This window comes from Paenibacillus sp. sgz302164 (genome assembly GCF_056120505.1).
The window spans coordinates 254,865-271,630 of the sequence record NZ_JBVYOL010000010.1; the positions used below are offsets into that span (position 1 = coordinate 254,865).

General features: G+C 53.8%; 16 protein-coding genes. All 16 read right to left on the reverse strand.

Features of this window, described 5'->3' with window-relative positions:
- Nucleotides 1-18: 18 nt before the first annotated feature.
- On the reverse strand, nt 19-1,779 hold the full coding sequence (locus tag AC0LWT_RS18710; protein ID WP_474682778.1) for a copper amine oxidase N-terminal domain-containing protein: 1,761 nt from the start codon (nt 1,777-1,779) through the stop codon (nt 19-21).
- A 621-nt stretch (nt 1,780-2,400) separates the two neighbouring features.
- Nucleotides 2,401-2,670, reverse strand: coding sequence for an HPr family phosphocarrier protein (locus AC0LWT_RS18715; RefSeq protein WP_028555561.1), 270 nt, complete (start codon nt 2,668-2,670; stop codon nt 2,401-2,403).
- A 146-nt stretch (nt 2,671-2,816) separates the two neighbouring features.
- The gene (gene whiA, locus AC0LWT_RS18720) at nt 2,817-3,746 is read right to left on the reverse strand and encodes a DNA-binding protein WhiA (protein ID WP_474682779.1); all 930 of its coding nucleotides are present in this window, start codon (nt 3,744-3,746) and stop codon (nt 2,817-2,819) included.
- Between the two features lie 5 nt (nt 3,747-3,751).
- Entirely contained in the window at nt 3,752-4,735 is a 984-nt protein-coding gene (locus tag AC0LWT_RS18725; RefSeq protein ID WP_474682780.1) for a gluconeogenesis factor YvcK family protein, read from the reverse strand.
- A gap of 31 nt (nt 4,736-4,766) precedes the next feature.
- The gene (rapZ, locus tag AC0LWT_RS18730) at nt 4,767-5,654 is read right to left on the reverse strand and encodes an RNase adapter RapZ (protein WP_474682781.1); all 888 of its coding nucleotides are present in this window, start codon (nt 5,652-5,654) and stop codon (nt 4,767-4,769) included.
- A gap of 230 nt (nt 5,655-5,884) precedes the next feature.
- On the reverse strand, nt 5,885-6,832 hold the full coding sequence (locus AC0LWT_RS18735) for an ROK family glucokinase (protein WP_474682782.1): 948 nt from the start codon (nt 6,830-6,832) through the stop codon (nt 5,885-5,887).
- Between the two features lie 172 nt (nt 6,833-7,004).
- A complete protein-coding gene (trxB, locus tag AC0LWT_RS18740) occupies nt 7,005-7,952 on the reverse strand; it encodes a thioredoxin-disulfide reductase (RefSeq protein WP_474682783.1) in 948 nt (315 codons plus the stop codon).
- 109 nt (nt 7,953-8,061) lie between these two features.
- Nucleotides 8,062-9,798 (reverse strand): tetratricopeptide repeat protein, encoded by a 1,737-nt coding sequence (locus AC0LWT_RS18745; RefSeq protein ID WP_474682784.1) that lies wholly within the window; start codon nt 9,796-9,798, stop codon nt 8,062-8,064.
- Nucleotides 9,799-10,067: 269 nt separating this feature from the next.
- Nucleotides 10,068-11,018: a ribose-phosphate diphosphokinase gene (locus tag AC0LWT_RS18750; protein WP_474682785.1), complete on the reverse strand. Its 951-nt coding sequence runs from the start codon at nt 11,016-11,018 to the stop codon at nt 10,068-10,070.
- A gap of 77 nt (nt 11,019-11,095) precedes the next feature.
- Nucleotides 11,096-11,902, reverse strand: a complete 807-nt coding sequence (hisJ, locus tag AC0LWT_RS18755; RefSeq protein ID WP_474682786.1) for a histidinol-phosphatase HisJ — start codon at nt 11,900-11,902, stop codon at nt 11,096-11,098.
- 27 nt (nt 11,903-11,929) lie between these two features.
- Entirely contained in the window at nt 11,930-12,589 is a 660-nt protein-coding gene (gene hisIE, locus AC0LWT_RS18760; RefSeq protein ID WP_474682787.1) for a bifunctional phosphoribosyl-AMP cyclohydrolase/phosphoribosyl-ATP diphosphatase HisIE, read from the reverse strand.
- Entirely contained in the window at nt 12,586-13,344 is a 759-nt protein-coding gene (gene hisF / locus AC0LWT_RS18765) for an imidazole glycerol phosphate synthase subunit HisF (protein WP_474682788.1), read from the reverse strand. The genes hisIE and hisF overlap by 4 nt, the downstream gene beginning before the upstream one ends.
- A gap of 34 nt (nt 13,345-13,378) precedes the next feature.
- Entirely contained in the window at nt 13,379-14,113 is a 735-nt protein-coding gene (hisA, locus tag AC0LWT_RS18770) for a 1-(5-phosphoribosyl)-5-[(5-phosphoribosylamino)methylideneamino]imidazole-4-carboxamide isomerase (protein ID WP_474682789.1), read from the reverse strand.
- Nucleotides 14,114-14,130: 17 nt separating this feature from the next.
- Complete coding sequence (gene hisH / locus AC0LWT_RS18775) at nt 14,131-14,733, reverse strand: imidazole glycerol phosphate synthase subunit HisH (RefSeq protein WP_474682790.1); 603 nt, start codon at nt 14,731-14,733, stop codon at nt 14,131-14,133.
- 1 nt (nt 14,734) lies between these two features.
- Nucleotides 14,735-15,340, reverse strand: coding sequence for an imidazoleglycerol-phosphate dehydratase HisB (hisB, locus tag AC0LWT_RS18780; RefSeq protein WP_474682791.1), 606 nt, complete (start codon nt 15,338-15,340; stop codon nt 14,735-14,737).
- Nucleotides 15,341-15,342: 2 nt separating this feature from the next.
- Nucleotides 15,343-16,629: a histidinol dehydrogenase gene (hisD, locus tag AC0LWT_RS18785; protein ID WP_474682792.1), complete on the reverse strand. Its 1,287-nt coding sequence runs from the start codon at nt 16,627-16,629 to the stop codon at nt 15,343-15,345.
- Between the last annotated feature and the right edge of the window lie 137 nt (nt 16,630-16,766).

The window sequence follows — 16,766 nt, forward strand, 5'->3', positions numbered from 1 at the left end:
GGGCTGGTTTTTTTATGCTTACTTTTTATCTTCCATAGGGTAGAAAATCAGATCGATCGGGAACGCCGATCCCGCCGGAGGCGTGAACTCGATATCCAGGGAATCTTCGCTTCCCGTGGTCCGGGCCAGCAGCGTCAAACCGTCGAACGCCGTGACTACGCCGGAATACGGAACGGGAATCATTTCTCCGTTCACCTTGAACGGACCTTTGAACACGCCGCCTTTGGCCATCATCATGACCGCCATTTTGCGCGGCTTGTTGATATGCATTTTGTACACGACGCCGTAGTTGCCGCCGTTATCCACGTTTTCCTTGCGCATCACATCGTAGCCTTTGACGAACGGGTCGGTTTTGTTGTCTCCGATCGATACCACCGATGTTTTGGTAAAGGATGAAGCATCTATATCCCAATTAATCTGGGAGACCGGGAACGTTCCCCGCACATGGCCGGTGTAAGGCAGCAGCGGAAGATCTTTCAACGAGTTCGTGGACAGCTTCTCGGTAACGGCAAAAGACATTTGCAGTTCCCCGTCCGTTTCCACGTCGTAGAACAGGTTCACGCCTTGACCCGGATAAAAATCGGGAAGCTTCGCATAAACATACGTTTGATGCGGCGGAATGGTCAGCTTTTGGTCATACACATTGTTTAGCAAAAAGTCCACGGAAGCTTCGCTTCCAATCAAATTCGCATATACGGAAGGATATACTTCGCCTTTGTTCGTCGTTTTGATCGTAACGGCTTGGTCCGTATTGTTGGTGGCGAAAATCGCCATCGTCATCTTTTGCTTCGTGCCGTTAATGTGATCGGCATACAAGCGCGCTTTTCCGTTGATGTTATCCTGATACAAAATCCCTCTCTCGGTAAACTCTTCGGGACTGTCGCTAACCAGAAGCTTGCGGTCGGTCTCTTGCGTCACCTTCTTGGTCAAAGCCGGCATTTGGTTAAAATGCGCCCAGATGATGCCCCAATCCGCTTTGATCGAGCTGCCGATCGGCTTGGTGTAAATCGGATACTCGAACTCGCTCAAATACTGCTGGTCGACGACTGTGACATAGCTTTTGAACTCCTTGCTCACATGTCCATGGGCATCGGCCACCGTCAAGGATACCGGATACTTGCCCGGTTGGAAAAAGGCTTCCTGCTTCCCTTTCCAGTTGTAAGATACAAGGCCTTCCGCGTCCGGATCGTAACTCAGGTCGACGTATTTGACAGGCTCTCCGAGCCGGTACGAAGCCTTCGCCGTTGTAAACTTGGCGACAGGTGTGGAGTTGCTGTCCCGATCTACATAAACACCCTCAGCCGCAGGAAACGAAATGATTTCCACCCGGCGGAGCTCGCCGTTGTACGTATATTTGGCCCCCATATAGTCCGCTACCCATGTCAGCTTCACTAGCAGCTTGCCATTCACGATTGAAGCAACTTTATCAAAAGGGGTATCGACGCCGTTGATCGTCACTTTCTTGTTGTCGACATCCAATACGATATCGTAACCCGATGGTGTCATATGAATCGTCCGGGTCGCGTCGCTCCACTCGACTTTGAATCCCATCGAATCGCCGAGGAATTTGGCGGGAACGAACGTGCTTCCGTCAATAATCGTGGCCGGGGCGTCCAATTGCACCTGCTCGCTGTTCACAAATGCATCCGTCTTGTCCAAATACAGCAGGATCATGGAGGCGCTTGCGGAAACCGCACCGGCTACAGGCGCTATGGCGATGCTCGACACAAACATAAGCAGCGCCAGCAGCAGGGTAAGCTCTTTCTTGAACTGTTTCATCTTCTTACTCCTTTTGTCCGATAAGTAAGTGAAAATGGCAAAAAGCCTTTTCCTTCTTTAGTCACGTTAATTAGACGCGCGCATCAAGAGAAAGGTTTCTCACATTCACAAGTTGTTAACAATTTTGCCACGGAATTAGCTGATAAAGGAAATTGAGCGAACGGCCCGGCGGAAACATATATTCCTTCGAAATGACAGGCGCCGGCCGCTTGCGCAACCGGGAAGGAGACAGCTTGGCAGGGAAAAAACCTGCGAAAGTACAGGTTTTTCCTGTGCAATTGACTTATTTTGGAGAAAAACCTGCAAAAGTACAGGAATTTTCACCGAAAGTGAATCTGAGCCCACGTATTCGGTGAAAAGCCTGCACTTTCGCAGGAATTCTTCGCGGCCAGCGATCAAGGACGCAAATTCATGTATTTTTGCAGGTTTTCTTCGTGCAGCCTGGCAGATTGCGGCTATCGCCTCTGACGCGGCGGGGGGGGTCTTGGGCAGCCTGATTTTTGCAGGCTTTCTACGCAGCACGGCCAGGCGGATTACGCAATCGACTCCGACCCCTCGCATCTTTGAGCAACTAAGGCAAAAACGCAAAAAAGCTTCCCCGAGAGGAAGCCTTCGTTCGAATTATTGGTTCTCCAATTCTTCTTTGCTGACCAATGTGACTAAAGCGTTTACAGCCTGCTCGGCGTCCGAACCTTCCGCACTTATGAAAACTTCGGTCCCTGTGCTGATGGCGAGGCTCATAATACCCATGATGCTCTTCGCATTTACTTTCTTTTCATCTTTTTCAACAAAGATTTCCGATGAAAATTTATTCGCCTCTTGAACAAACAATGCCGCAGGTCTGGCATGAAGTCCCGTTCTCAACTTCACAACGACTGGCCGTCTGGACATGGAACTAATTCCCCCTACTCAAGCTTATATGAAATACTGTCGAATACATCTCATTACCCTATGTTAAAACATTATAGCATTTTTCGCGGAAGTACACTAGAAAAATTGAGAAAAACTTGCGAATTAGCTGTTTGGTTGTGTCGTACTTACGAATTTCGCAGTTTTTCGGCTAATTCATCTATTTTTCGAAGGCGATGATTCACGCCCGACTTGCTGACGCTGCCTTTTAGCATATCGCCGACTTCCTTCAGGTTCATATCCGGATGCTGCAGCCTGATTTCGGCGACTTCCCGCAGCTTCTCCGGCAAGTTCTCGAGGCCGACTTCCCTTTGCAGCAGTCGGATGTTGTCGATCTGCCTGACGGCCGCGCCGATCGTCTTGTTCAGGTTTGCCGTTTCGCAATTCACGATACGGTTCACCGAATTGCGCATATCTTTCATAATGCGCACGTCCTCGAACCGCAGCAGCGCTTGATGAGCGCCGATGATGCTCAGGAATTCGATGATTTTCTCGCCTTCCTTGATGTAAAAGACGAACCCTTTTTTGCGCTCGATGAAGCGCGCATTGAGATCGAACTTGTTCGCCAACTGGCACAGCGCTTTGCAATGCTCTTCATAGATCGAGGCGATCTCCAGATGGTACGAGGAGCCCTCGGGGTTGTTAACCGAGCCGCCGGCCATAAATGCACCGCGCAAATACGCCCGTTTGCAGCAGTTGCCGCGGATAATTTCCCTTTCGATATCGGGCGTGAACAGAAAGCCCTCGGAGACGATTTTCAGGTCGCTCAGAAGCTCCTGCACTTGTCCGGGCACTCTGACGATGTACACGTTGTTCTTCTTGAGGCGCATTTTTTTGCGCACAAGCAGCTCCGTATGGAGGTGGTACGTCTTTTTCAGGAGGGTATAGATTCTCCTTGCGATGGCGGCGTTTTCGGTTGAAATGTCCAGGATGACGCGTTGATTAGACAACTGCACGGTGCCGTTCATACGGATCAGCGCCGACAGTTCCGCTTTTTCGCAGCACGCATCCGTTTCGATTAAAGTCAGTTCTTTTTTGGTTTGTGCCGCAAAGGACAAAGGTCTCACCTCTTCCTTAACATCCAGCTTTCGACGAGCTGATAAATATGGTCACTCAGCTTTTCAGCATCGTGGCGCAGGTAGGTACGGAACAGCACGAGCCGGTCGGCAATGACCTGGTACCCTCTCTTCGTCACTTCATCCAAATCGAGGTGGACGGCCTTGGAGCCCTGCTCCGCGTACTTGGCCTGAACCTGAGGCGGAATCTCGCCATTGTTGACGATGACATAGTCGAACAAATGGTGGCCCAAATGGCTGTGAATCGCGTCCAAATGGTCGCCGACCGAGTAATCGTCCGTTTCGCCCGGCTGCGTCATCACATTGCAGATGAACATTTTCACGGCGTCCGAGCTCATGATTTCCTGAGCGATTTGGGGAACCAGCAGATTGGGGAGTATGCTCGTATATAAACTTCCCGGACCGCACAGAATCGCATCCGCCTGGCGAATGGCCTGCAGCGCCTCCTCCAGAGGAGCGACATCGGGAGGTTCGATCAATACGCGCTTGATCCGGCCCTGCGCCTTGGGGATTTTGGACTCGCCCTCGACCGTTGAGCCGTCTTCCATGACAGCTTTCAGCACAATCGCATGGCTGGATGCCGGCAGCACTCTGCCCTTGACCGCGAACACCCGGTTCATCTCTTTGACAGCGGTGACAAAGTCGCCTGTAATGTCCGTGAGAGCAGCCAGAATCAAATTCCCGAGACTGTGTCCGGCAAGCCCGGTTCCCGTCTGAAACCGGTACTGCAGCATTAAAGAAAGCAGAGGCTCCACATCGGCCAAAGCCGTCAGCACGTTGCGAATGTCGCCGGGTGGCGGCATCTGCATTTCCGCTCGGAGAATCCCAGAGCTCCCCCCGTCATCGGCGACTGTCACAATAGCCGTAATATCAACGGGCTTCTCTTTCAATCCTCTAAGCATAACCGAAAGCCCGGTGCCGCCGCCGATAACAACGATCTTGGGAACGCTCTGCAAGCTATCTCTTTTCATCTATACACCCTCTTAAATAATGAACAGCTTCTTATACGCGGTCACGTTCGGCGTCCCGGTGGCTTACACGCACGACTTCCGTCTCGCTGGTCCCCATTACTTTGCCCAAATATTCCGAAATGGCGACAGACCTGTGCTTGCCTCCCGTACAACCGATTCCGACGACGACCTGGCTCTTGCCTTCTTTCTTGTACTGCGGCATCAGGAAGTGCAGCATATCCAGCAGTTTGGCAAGAAATTCCTGCGTTTCGTTCCATTTCATGACGTAATCGTACACATCCGGGTCCTGACCGGTCTGCGGACGCAGTTGATCGACATAATGCGGATTCGGCAAAAAGCGCACGTCAAAAATCAAATCGGCATCAATCGGGATTCCGTACTTAAATCCAAAAGAGATTACATTTATAGATATGCGATTCGTTTCCAAATTGGTAAACCTGGAAATAATTCTTTCCTTGAGCTGGGTCGGCTTAAGCGCACTCGTATCGATGACTTGCGTCGCCAAGCCTTTCAGCTCTTCAAGCAGCTTGCGCTCCAGGCCGATACCGTCCAGCGGTACGCCCTGCGGAGCGAGCGGATGGCGGCGGCGGCTTTCCTTATAACGCTGCACCAGGGCAGCATCCGTAGCGTCAAGGAACAGAATCTCGTAGGTCAGGGTATAATTCTCTCGAATGCTGCGCAGCGACTCCTGAAGCGCCGTAAAAAACTCACGCCCCCGCAAATCAATCACCAGCGCGACTTTGCCGATTTTGCCCGCCGACTGTTCGATCAGTTCGGCAAATTTGGGTATGAGCACCGGAGGCAAATTATCGACGCAAAAAAATCCGAGATCCTCCAGACTCTGTACAGCGATCGTCTTTCCTGCGCCCGACATTCCTGTGATGATGACCAGCTTCGCTAAAGGGTGGATTTCTTCCATGGTTACACACCTTCCTTTGGAGTGCGTTTCGAGGACGGGTGTTGAGGCTTGGGAAAGGATTTCCGTTCCGAATATCGGATGTCGGGTGCACGTTTGCGAAGACGAACGCTTCGCAATTTCCGTGAACGGCCGAGCCTTTCGCTAACCTTCGCGATAAAGACGCATTGCTTTTCAGGCACCCGGAGATCCTTTCTCCAAAGCTGCAGCCCGTCTGCGAAACATGGCTGACACTAACGCAAGCTCAAACCGGCGGCGCCAACGACGCCCGCATCGTTGCCGAGTGTGGCAGGAACGATCTCAACGCCCTCGGCCGCCACTTCAGTCGTATATTTTTTAAACGTCTCCCGAATCGGGGCGAACAGGATTTCTCCCGCCTTGGATACGCCGCCGCCGATAACAAAGCGCTTCGGATTCAGTATGATGGAAACGGTCGCCATCGAACGGCCGAGGTAATAAGCGGCACGGTTCACGATACGCAGCGCCACTTCGTCCCCGCTTTTCGCCGCATCGAACACGTGTTTGGCTTCGATATTGTCGTGCAGAGCAAGCGATGTGCGCTCGCCGCGCTCTACGGCTTCTTTGGCCATGCGGATAATTCCCGTCGCGGAAGAAACCGTCTCCAGGCAGCCCACTTGACCGCAGCCGCAATTGATCGCTTCGATATCGGGAACGATGCTAATATGTCCGAGCTCGCCGGCCATACCGTTGGACCCTTGATAAATTTTCCCGTTAATGATAATGCCTCCGCCAACACCCGTTCCCAGCGTATAGCATACGCTGTTATCGATGCCTGCAGCCGCTCCCGCCCATGCTTCACCAAGAGCGGCGACGTTCGCGTCGTTGTCTATTTTTACCGTTTTGCCAAGCAAAGCTTCAAGCGTGCTTTTTGCGTGGACATCGCGCCATTGCAAGTTCGGCGAAAATTTGACAATGCCCTCCGGAATATTCAGAAATCCCGCAAGACCTGCACCAATACCGGCCACTTGCTCCCACTCGAAAGGAGAATCGTCAACAATTTTGCGCACATATTCGGCAATCCGGTTCAAAACAGCCTCAGGCCCCTGATCCGCGCCCGTAGGCCCCTCATAAGTGTGCAGCAGCTTTCCGTGCTCGTCGCAAATGCCGACCTTAATACTGGTACCGCCTAAATCTACACCGATATAAATCTGATTTGACATTGCAAGGTCACCTCAACGAATAATCATAAAATTTTCAGATATAAGCTCCTGATCCAACTATATGACAAGCCCGAATACAGGTCAAGGTTGAACAGAATTTAGCAGCTCCCCATACAGTAAGAAAAACGTGGAAAGCATTGCCCTCCACGTTTTCGTAACAGATCCGGTCGAATTACAGCGACTGGCTCCAATCGTGCACGATATGTCCTTCAAGGAACTTCTCGCATTCAAGCGCCGCTGCGCATCCGCTGCCTGCGGCCGTAATTGCCTGGCGATACTTCGTATCCTGAACATCTCCGCACGCGAATACGCCGGGAATGTTCGTTTCTGTCGTACCCGGCTTGACCAGGATGTAACCCTGCTCGTCAGTCGTAATTTGACCGCCGAGGAATTTCGTGTTCGGCGTGTGGCCGATCGCTACGAAAATGCCGTCCGTTTCGATAATCTCTTCATTGCCGGTTTCGTTGTTTTTCACTTTCAAACCGGTAACGCCTTTGTCGCCGGAAACGACTTCAAGCGGCGTATTGTTGAGCGCCCATTTGATTTTCTCATTGCCGCGTGCGCGGTCCTGCATGATTTTGGAGGCGCGCAGCTCATCGCGGCGGTGTACCAGGCGAACTTCGGAGGCGAAGCGAGTCAGGAAGTTCGCTTCTTCCATCGCGGAGTCCCCGCCGCCGACTACGATAATTTTTTTGCCGCGGAAGAAAAATCCGTCGCATGTAGCGCAAGTGCTGACGCCGCGTCCGATGCTGTCTTTTTCGTTGGTGATACCCAGCAGTTTGGCGGAAGCTCCCGTAGAAATAATCAGCGTCTCGGTTTCGATCTCGCCCAGACCTTCAACCTGCAGCTTGAAAGGACGATTCGTCAGTTCAACGGAGTTGACCCAGCCTGTTTTAAACTCGGCGCCGAAACGCTCCGCTTGTTTGCGCATATTTTCCATGAGCTCCGGCCCCATAATTCCTTCAGGGAATCCCGGAAAGTTCTCTACTTCAGTTGTGGTCGTTAATTGGCCTCCCGGTTCCGGACCTTCAATGACAAGCGGACTAAGGTTGGCACGAGCTAAATAAATGGCTGCTGTCAGACCGGATGGCCCTGTTCCTACAACGACTGTTTTATACATATGGTTTCCCTCCTATTTGAGAAGCTTATATATGCAAGCAGAAATGAGTTCCGCCTACTGGATTTGGAAAAGAAAGCCGGGGTTCGCCGCAAGCGGCGGTCACAACCGGTCAAATACTGGTGAATTTCGGGAAAATGGCTTCCATTTTTTCACGCAGCCCGCAAGCTTCGTCGATCAGTTTCACGTTTTTGCTTACGGTAGAGACGGTGACGCCGTAACGAACCGACACTTCCTGATACGAAATGGCGCGGCGGTGCATTTTGGCGATCAAATATTCCAAAGCTGCGGCCCAGCCTTCCGACTTGTTGATTTTGGGCACACCCGGATAAATCTTGGTCAAATATTCGACCCAGAGAATTTCCAGATCGTACTGCTGAATCATATCATACCGCTTATGCATATGCGCAAGCGCGGTTTCCATCACTCCCTGCCACTTGGAATCCCATACAGGCAAGTGCGGGGAGTACGGTGAAGCCTGCACGACGACGTCGCGCTGTTCGAGAACCGCCGGCAGCGGATCGCGGACGCCGATGCTGCGGAGTACGAATATGGCGACCTTTTTCAAATAATCGTCCTCTTCGCGCTCCAGAATAAAATCTTTCAGGGCATCCTTCACTTCATTGTCGGCAATGAGGCCGAACGCCTGAATGACCTGCAGCTTGGTATCGATATCCCCGTGCCGAAGCGCCCAAAAGAACGAAGAGCGAACCAGCGGGTCTTTCTTCAACTGCTCCGGTATGCCTTGAGTCGATTTTTCCAGCACGCGGAATTGTTCCTCGAAAGGCAGATGGTAATGGTAGCTCCACGTCGGCGTTGCGGCATCGTCCTTGAGGTTTCGCAGCTGATCCAAATAAAATTTGGAAATCTCCGTCCCCGGGTCGAGCTTCTCCACTTGCTTCCAGTGGCGCTGCGCCTCCGCGAACCGGCCGATATGGCACGCAGCTACCGCGGCATAATGATACAGGCAAGGATCGGCTGCGCCTTCGCCCGCCTTAATCAGACGCTTGAACAGATGGTACGCCTTCTCGTGCTCGGCCAAAATCCCCATCGTCGTAGCAAGCTTGAATACATGATCCTGCTGAAACGGATACGTTTTGCACAGCAGCTCCACCAGTTCCGCAAGCTCTTTCTTATTGCCGAAATGCTGGTGGAAAATGGCCAGATTGCACAGCGCGTGCAAATTGCCGGAATCGATTTCGAGAACGCTGTGGATCGTCGACATCGATTTCTCGAACTGGCCCATGTAATAGTAGGCCAACGCCAAATTGTTCCGGGCCGCCAGGAAATCCGGATGCTTCTTGATCAGCTTCTCCAGCTGGCGCACCGCCTCGGCAAATTTGCCTTCTTCCAGAAGGGCCCTCGCCTTATCATGCTCGAAGAGCCCTTCTCGACTCTTGATGCTAGTGAGAGGGGCAGGGCGTTCAAGCTCGTAGCTGAGGAGCTCCATCATTTCTTCCGATTCTTCGAGGAACTGCCCGCTCGGGTCGTTCTCCAAATATTGGACCAACGCTTGCTCCGCCAGCTCAAAATTTTCCATGTTGGCGTAGTTGTTGGCCATATAAAAATGACATTCCGTCATCGTCGGATCGATTGTATCAAGAATTTGCTGCAAAATAAGGTTCGACTCGTCGTAATTGCCCGTCTCGGAGAGAACCCCTGCAAGATTGCAGTGATTCACCGGGTTATCCGGTTCGTACTCTACAGCACGCCGGAAATATTTTAATGCCTTATCGTAATGAAATCGATCCAGGGATTGAACCGCTCTCTCGAAAAAGAATGCGGCATCCATGTTGATTGAAATGACTTTGGGCTTCAGCGCTTTGGACACACGCTTCTTCTTTTCCATAGCAAGGCACCTCCGGTAAATTGATTTCCATCAAATTATACCATAGATCACCCGGAAGCCAAAAACTTTATCCAAAAGGAGGAAAAATTTAGATCAGGTTTAAAAAGCCGGCTTTCAGAACCGAGAAGGTTGGACGATATCCGGAGAAGGAGGAACGGAGCGTAGAGGGGTTCTACGTGAGTACCGGACTTCCCGGATTCGTTCAAGATTCGATGCCGATTAAGCTTCCTGACTCAGCTTCGTTATCAAAGCCGGCTTTTTAAACTCCCTTACACGCCGCCGTATTTGAAGAGGGAGGATAGGGATCCTCCTTCAGTAATAATGCGAATAGCGTCCGACAGCAGCGGAGCTACGGACAGCACGCGGAATTTCTCGGAGTGGCCGTCCGGAATTGCGATGGAATCGGTAATAATAACTTCCTTGATGTTCGGATGGTCGAGACGCTGGAGCGCAGGACCGGAGAAAACAGGGTGAGTCGCGCAAATATATACGTCGTGAGCGCCTCTCTCCTTGAGCCCTTCCACAACATTGACGATCGTCGTTCCGGTATCGATCAAATCCTCGATAATGATCGGCGTACGGCCCGCGACATCGCCGATCACATGCGTGATCACGGCTTCGTTGTGAGCAGGACGTTTTTTGATCATCATGGCAAAAGGCGCATCGAGAATGTTCGCCATTTTCTCGGCGGTCGTCGCGCGCCCGGCATCCGGGGATACGATAATCGGATCGACAAGATTTTTCTTGCGGACGCAATCGCTGATTAAATCAAGTGCGGTCAAGTGATCCACAGGAATATTGAAAAAGCCCTGGATCGCAGGAGCGTGCAGGTCGATTGTCACCACGCGGTGTGCGCCCGCGGCACTGAACAGGTCAGCGACCAATTTAGCGGAAATCGGCTCACGGGGAGCAGCTTTACGTTCTTGACGGGAGTAGCCATAGTAAGGAATGACAAGGTTGATTGTTCTTGCGGAGGCTCTTTTCGCCGCATCCATCATGACCAGAAGTTCCATCATATGCTCATTGATCGGATGGGAAAACGTTTGTACCAGAAATACGTCGCAGTTACGAATCGATTCTTCGTAAAGACAGTAAATTTCTCCGCTTTTAAAACGGGACAGTTTGATTTGCCCAAGCGGCTGGCCGAGCTCATTGCAAATACGTTCCGCAAGCTTCGGATTCGACGATCCGGAAAATATTTTAACATTGTCGCTATACATGGTTAATGGCTACCTCCGAAGGTTTCATTAAATAGGATTATTCATGCCTATATCATTATACATGAAAGGTGTCGAATTTAAAAAGTAACAAGATGCCGCTTTCTCGTAGAAAATGTGGCTATTTCGTTAAATCCTAGCTCTTTCAGCAGCGCTCTGGCCTGGTCCAAATATTGGGACAACCGCTCCGGCTGGTGCGCGTCCGAACCGATGGTTAAAGGAATTCCCACCTTATGGCAATATTCCAGCATCCGCCTGCTCGGAAACATCTCTTCGCACGGCATGCGCAGGCCGGATGCGTTCAGCTCGATCGCAAGCCCGCACTCCTTGACCGTGTCCAGCGCAGCTTTTTCCAGCTCCCACGGATCGCGTTCCGGCTTATACCCGAATCGTTTGATGACATCGATATGGCCGATATAATCGTAAAATCCCGTTCGCGCCGCTTTCATCACCGCATCGTAATATTGCGCGTACACTTCATAGACATTCTTGCCGTCCCATCCCGCTACCTGGCGAAAATCGGAAATATCCCACTCGCCCAAAAAATGCACCGAGCCGATCACGTAATCCCACGGGTATGCCTTGACGATCCGCTCGATCTCGGCCTCGAAGCCTTCGATATAATCGCCTTCAAGCCCGACGCGGATGTCGATCCGGTCCTTGTACTTTTCTTTCAGATGCAGGCATTCCTCCACGTAGCGCGGCAGCTCATCCATAGGCATCGCCATCTCGGGCCAATAGGCCGCCGGGTCCACGTGCAAAAGCGGCATATGATCCGACAGCCCCAACTGCGTGAGCCCGATCTCGATGCCGCGTTTGACATAATCCTCCAGTTCCCCGGAGGCGTGACCGCAGCGCACATGATGTGTATGATAATCAATCAACATCCGTATCACTCCAGGTCTGCAAAATATTTATTTTTTGACGTGCCGGCGCTCCAGCTCTTTCATGACTTCGTCAAGCGGGAGCTTGTTGTTGCGCAGCAGCACCATCAAGTGGAAAATCAAATCGCTCGCTTCGTAGCGAAGCTCGTCGTTGTCCTGATTTTTCGCGGCGATGATCACTTCCGCGGTTTCCTCGCCGACTTTTTTCAAAATTTTGTCGACGCCTTTTTCAAACAGGTAGGTCGTGTAGGCTCCCTCCGGGCGTTCGGCTTCCCGCGATGCGATCACGGCTTCCAGCTCGGACAAAATCGCGAAGCGGCCTGCCGGCGCAGCTTCGATAGCTTCCGCCGCGGCGCCTTCCGTTTCCAGCGGAATGCTGTTGTAGAAGCAGCTGTACTTGCCGGTATGGCAAGCCGGACCCGTCTGCTCGACCAGAACGAGCAGCGTATCGGCGTCGCAATCATAGCGCAGCGCCTTAACCTTTTGCGTGTGGCCGGAAGTGGCCCCTTTATTCCAAAGCTCCCCGCGGGAACGGCTCCAGAACCACGTCTGGCCGGTGGAAATCGTGCGCTGCAGCGACTCGCTGTTCATATAAGCCAGCATGAGCACTTCTTTGCTGACGGCATCCTGCACGACGGCAGGCACAAGTCCGTGAGCGTCGAATTTGATCGTATCTATCGCAAATGTCATCGGATTTCAACTCCTTTGTCCTTAAGGTCGTTCTTGACCTCTTGGATCGTCAGCTCTTTATAGTGAAAAATGGTGGCGGCCAAGCCCGCATCGGCCTTGCCTTCGGTGAATACGTCGTAAAAGTGTCCGACCCGGCCCGCTCCGCCGGATGCGATGACAGGGATGCCAACCAACCCGGATACTGCACTGGTTAGCTTCAAATCGAAGCCGTCCTTCGTTCCGTCCGCATCCATGCTCGTCAGCAAAATCTCGCCGGCTCCCAGCTCTTCGACGCGGCGGGCCCACTCCAGCGTTTTGATGCCCGTACCGTTGCGCCCGCCGTGCGTGAACACTTCCCATTCGCCCCACTCCGCGTTATACTTCGCATCGATGGCGACGACCACGCACTGCGAACCGAACTTGCGCGCCCCGTCGGAAACAAGCTGCGGATTGCGGATCGCCGCAGTATTGATGCCGATCTTGTCCGCACCGGCCCGCAGCAGACGCTTCATGTCGTCCACGCTGGCAATGCCTCCGCCCACGGTAAAAGGAATCGTAATCTCCCCCGCCGTCTGGCGAACGACCTCAACCATCGTAGCCCTGCCTTCGTGCGAAGCCGAAATATCGAGGAATACAAGCTCATCCGCGCCTTCGCGGTCATAAATCGCAGCCAGCTCCACCGGATCGCCCGCATCGCGCAAATTGACGAAATTAACTCCTTTGACGACCCGACCGTCCTTCACATCGAGGCAAGGGATAATTCTTTTTGCCAACATAAGGGCACCTCCTTCGTCATTAATGCCGGAACAATCAGCGGGAAATCAGCTTGACCGCTTCTTCCAGCTTGATGCTGCCCGTGTACAGCGCCTTGCCGACAATCGCGCCGCCGACGCCTTGATCCGCATGCTCGGCGAGACGAATGAGATCGTCCATTTTGCTGACGCCGCCGGAAGCGATGACCGTCTGTCCCGACACTTTGGCCAAATGGGCGATCGCCTGCGTATTCGGGCCTTCCATCATGCCGTCGCGGGAAATATCCGTGAAAATAAACGTCTTGGCGCCGCGCTCCGCAAGCTCGACCGCGAGATCCTCCGCTTTCACCTGCGACGTTTCCAGCCATCCGCGGGTCGCCACAAAGCCGTCGCGCGCGTCGATGCCGATCGCCACTTTTTCACCGTGCTTCGCAAGCAAATTATAAACAAACTGGCGGTCCTCAATCGCCGCCGTTCCGATAATGACCCGCGATACGCCGAGCGCAAGCAAGCGGTCCACATCCTGCTCCGTGCGCAGCCCGCCGCCGATTTGCACGGGAACTTTGACGCTTTGCGCGATTTGCCCGATCAACTTGTCATTCACGGGATGGCCCGCTTTGGCTCCGTCCAGATCGACCAGATGAATCCATGCCGCGCCCTGGGCCGCCCAGTCTTGAGCGACTTCCAGCGGATTTGTATTGTAAACCGTCTCTTGGTTGTAATCGCCCTGCACAAGACGGACGCATTTGCCATCGCGAATATCGATAGCCGGGTAAATGATGAATGAAGACATGAATTCCCGCACCTCGCTTAACACATTTTCAAAAAATTATCGAGCAGGCGCATGCCGATATCGCCGCTCTTTTCCGGGTGAAACTGCATGCCGTAGACGTTGTCTCTGCCGACAATAGCCGTCACAGGCTGATAATAATCCGTCACCGCGAGCAGATCGGACTCCCGCTCCGGCTTCGCATGGTAAGAATGCACGAAGTATACGTGGCCTTCTTCGATGCCGGCAAACAACGGGCTCCCGCTTTGCTTGTAGCTGAGCCGGTTCCATCCCATGTGCGGCACCTTGTAATCGCCCCGGAAGCGCACAACCTGGCCGGGCAGCAGATTCAGCCCCTCGTGATCGCCGTGCTCCTCGCTGCTTGAGAACAGCAGCTGCATGCCCAGGCAAATGCCCAGCAGCGGCTTGCCTGACTCCGCATAGCGGACGACGACATCGCGCAGCTCCGATTCGCGCAGATGCTCCATCGCGTCGCCGAAAGCCCCTACGCCCGGCAGGATCGCGCCGTCTGCGGCCATAATCCGCTCCGCGTCGCCGGTCACGACAGCCTCATGCCCGAGCCGTTCCACGGCTTTGCTGACGCTATGCAAATTGCCCATTCCATAGTCGATAATTGCAATCATGCTACAGCACTCCCTTCGTCGAAGGAACCCCCTGCACGCGAGGATCGATTGAAGTCGCCTCATCCAGCGCGCGGCCCAATGCTTTGAACACCGCTTCGATCATGTGGTGCGTGTTCTGGCCGTAATGAACGATAACGTGCAAAGTAATCCGCGCTTCGAGCGCCAGCTTCCACAGAAACTCCTGCACGAGCTCCGTCGAGAAGCTGCCCACGTTCTGCGAAGGATACTGGGCGCGGTATTCAAAATGCGGACGGTTGCTGATGTCGATGACGACCTGTGCCAGCGCCTCATCCATCGGAACGAATACGCTCGCGTAGCGCTTGATGCCTTTTTTGTCGCCGAGCGCTTCGCGCAGCGTCTGGCCGAGGCAGATGCCGATATCCTCCACCGTGTGGTGATCGTCGATCTCGATATCGCCTTTCGCAACCACGTTCAGGTTGAACTGCCCGTGCTTCGTGAACAAATCGAGCATATGGTTGAGAAAAGGCACATCCGTCTCAAGCTCGGAAATTCCCGTGCCGTCCACCTCGAACGTCAACTGAATGTCGGTTTCGTTCGTCTTGCGAGAAACGCTCGCCCTGCGGGAAAGCTGTTCTTGTTCCGCCATCGCTACTTCAACTTCCCTTCCTTTTTGAGTCTGACCTCCACCGCTCTGGCGTGGCCTTCCAGCCCTTCATTGCGGGCCAATATCATAATCTGTTCGCCGTTCGCCAACAGCGCTTCCTTGCTGTAGTGAATGACGCTTGATTTTTTTATAAAATCGTCCACGTTCAGCGGAGACGAAAAACGCGCCGTACCGTTCGTCGGCAGCACATGGTTCGGACCGGCGAAATAATCGCCTACCGGTTCGGTGCTGTATGGGCCGAGGAAAATAGCCCCCGCGTTCTCAATGCGCGGCAGCAGCGCAAAAGGCTCCTGCACCAGCAGCTCGCAATGCTCCGGCGCGAGCCTGTTGACGACACCGATGCCTTCGTCCAAGCTCTCCACAAGCAGGATCGCGCCCCTGGTCGCTGTGGACACGGCGGCGATCGCTTTTTTCGGCAGCACGTCCAGCTGCCTCCACAGCTCCTGCTTCACCTCTTCGGCCAGCTCCCGCGACGGCGTCACCAGAATGGCCGGCGACATTTCGTCGTGCTCCGCCTGCGCGAGCAGATCCGCGGCGACATATTCAGGGTCGGCCGAGCCGTCGGCCAGCACGACGATGTCGGTAGGGCCGGCGATCATGTCGATATCGACGACGCCGAACACATAGCGCTTCGCCAGCGCTACGTAAATGTTGCCCGGCCCGACGATTTTGTCGACCGCCGGGATCGATTCCGTGCCGTAGGCCAGCGCGGCGATCCCCTGGGCGCCGCCTGCGCGGTAGATCTCCCGCACGCCCGCTTCGGCAGCCGCCACGAGGATGTGCGGGTTGATGCCTTCCTCGCCCGCGGTGGCCGGAGGCGTCACCATCGCGATCTCCGGCACCCCCGCCACGAGCGCGGGGATGGCGTTCATGAGCACGGAGGAAGGGTAAGCCGCCTTCCCTCCGGGCACGTACAATCCGACCCGCTTCAGCGGTCGGATGATTTGGCCCAGCAGGCTGCCGTCCGCCTGCAGGTCCATCCACGACGCGCGTTTCTGTTTCTCATGAAACGCGCGAATGTTGGCGGCGGCCTGCCGCAGCGCCGCCACGAAACCGGCGTCGACCTGCGCGTACGCCGCCTGGACCTCCTCGTCGCTCACGCGAAGCTCGGCGACGTCTACGCCATCGAACTGCCGCGCGAAGCGCCGCAGTGCCGCATCCCCCTCCTGCCGCACCGCTTCGATGATGCGGCGGACGCTCTCATTTTGCTCGGGCGAGCCGTACTCGACCTCCCGCTTTAAATCAAATTCCGAGGCAGGTACTATCCGCATGTCTATTCATCCTTTCCATGGAGCTCCGCTCTTTTGCCTGTTTCTATCGCACAGGAGTCTGTCCGACGGAGTTACTTTTGTGCATACCGGGTGAATCATGACTGCATATTTGCTGTCATTTTGTATATATACCTTCT

What these genes read in the sequence shown, in the direction of transcription:
- AC0LWT_RS18710 (WP_474682778.1), bottom strand. Translation starts at nt 1,779, where the DNA reads ATGAAACAGTTCAAGAAAGAGCTTACCCTGCTGCTGGCGCTGCTTATG.
- AC0LWT_RS18715 (WP_028555561.1), bottom strand. Translation starts at nt 2,670, where the DNA reads ATGTCCAGACGGCCAGTCGTTGTGAAGTTGAGAACGGGACTTCATGCC.
- AC0LWT_RS18725 (WP_474682780.1), bottom strand. Translation starts at nt 4,735, where the DNA reads ATGAAAAGAGATAGCTTGCAGAGCGTTCCCAAGATCGTTGTTATCGGC.
- rapZ (WP_474682781.1), bottom strand. Translation starts at nt 5,654, where the DNA reads ATGGAAGAAATCCACCCTTTAGCGAAGCTGGTCATCATCACAGGAATG.
- AC0LWT_RS18735 (WP_474682782.1), bottom strand. Translation starts at nt 6,832, where the DNA reads ATGTCAAATCAGATTTATATCGGTGTAGATTTAGGCGGTACCAGTATT.
- trxB (WP_474682783.1), bottom strand. Translation starts at nt 7,952, where the DNA reads ATGTATAAAACAGTCGTTGTAGGAACAGGGCCATCCGGTCTGACAGCA.
- AC0LWT_RS18745 (WP_474682784.1), bottom strand. Translation starts at nt 9,798, where the DNA reads ATGGAAAAGAAGAAGCGTGTGTCCAAAGCGCTGAAGCCCAAAGTCATT.
- AC0LWT_RS18750 (WP_474682785.1), bottom strand. Translation starts at nt 11,018, where the DNA reads ATGTATAGCGACAATGTTAAAATATTTTCCGGATCGTCGAATCCGAAG.
- hisJ (WP_474682786.1), bottom strand. Translation starts at nt 11,902, where the DNA reads ATGTTGATTGATTATCATACACATCATGTGCGCTGCGGTCACGCCTCC.
- hisIE (WP_474682787.1), bottom strand. Translation starts at nt 12,589, where the DNA reads ATGACATTTGCGATAGATACGATCAAATTCGACGCTCACGGACTTGTG.
- hisF (WP_474682788.1), bottom strand. Translation starts at nt 13,344, where the DNA reads ATGTTGGCAAAAAGAATTATCCCTTGCCTCGATGTGAAGGACGGTCGG.
- hisA (WP_474682789.1), bottom strand. Translation starts at nt 14,113, where the DNA reads ATGTCTTCATTCATCATTTACCCGGCTATCGATATTCGCGATGGCAAA.
- hisH (WP_474682790.1), bottom strand. Translation starts at nt 14,733, where the DNA reads ATGATTGCAATTATCGACTATGGAATGGGCAATTTGCATAGCGTCAGC.
- hisB (WP_474682791.1), bottom strand. Translation starts at nt 15,340, where the DNA reads ATGGCGGAACAAGAACAGCTTTCCCGCAGGGCGAGCGTTTCTCGCAAG.
- hisD (WP_474682792.1), bottom strand. Translation starts at nt 16,629, where the DNA reads ATGCGGATAGTACCTGCCTCGGAATTTGATTTAAAGCGGGAGGTCGAG.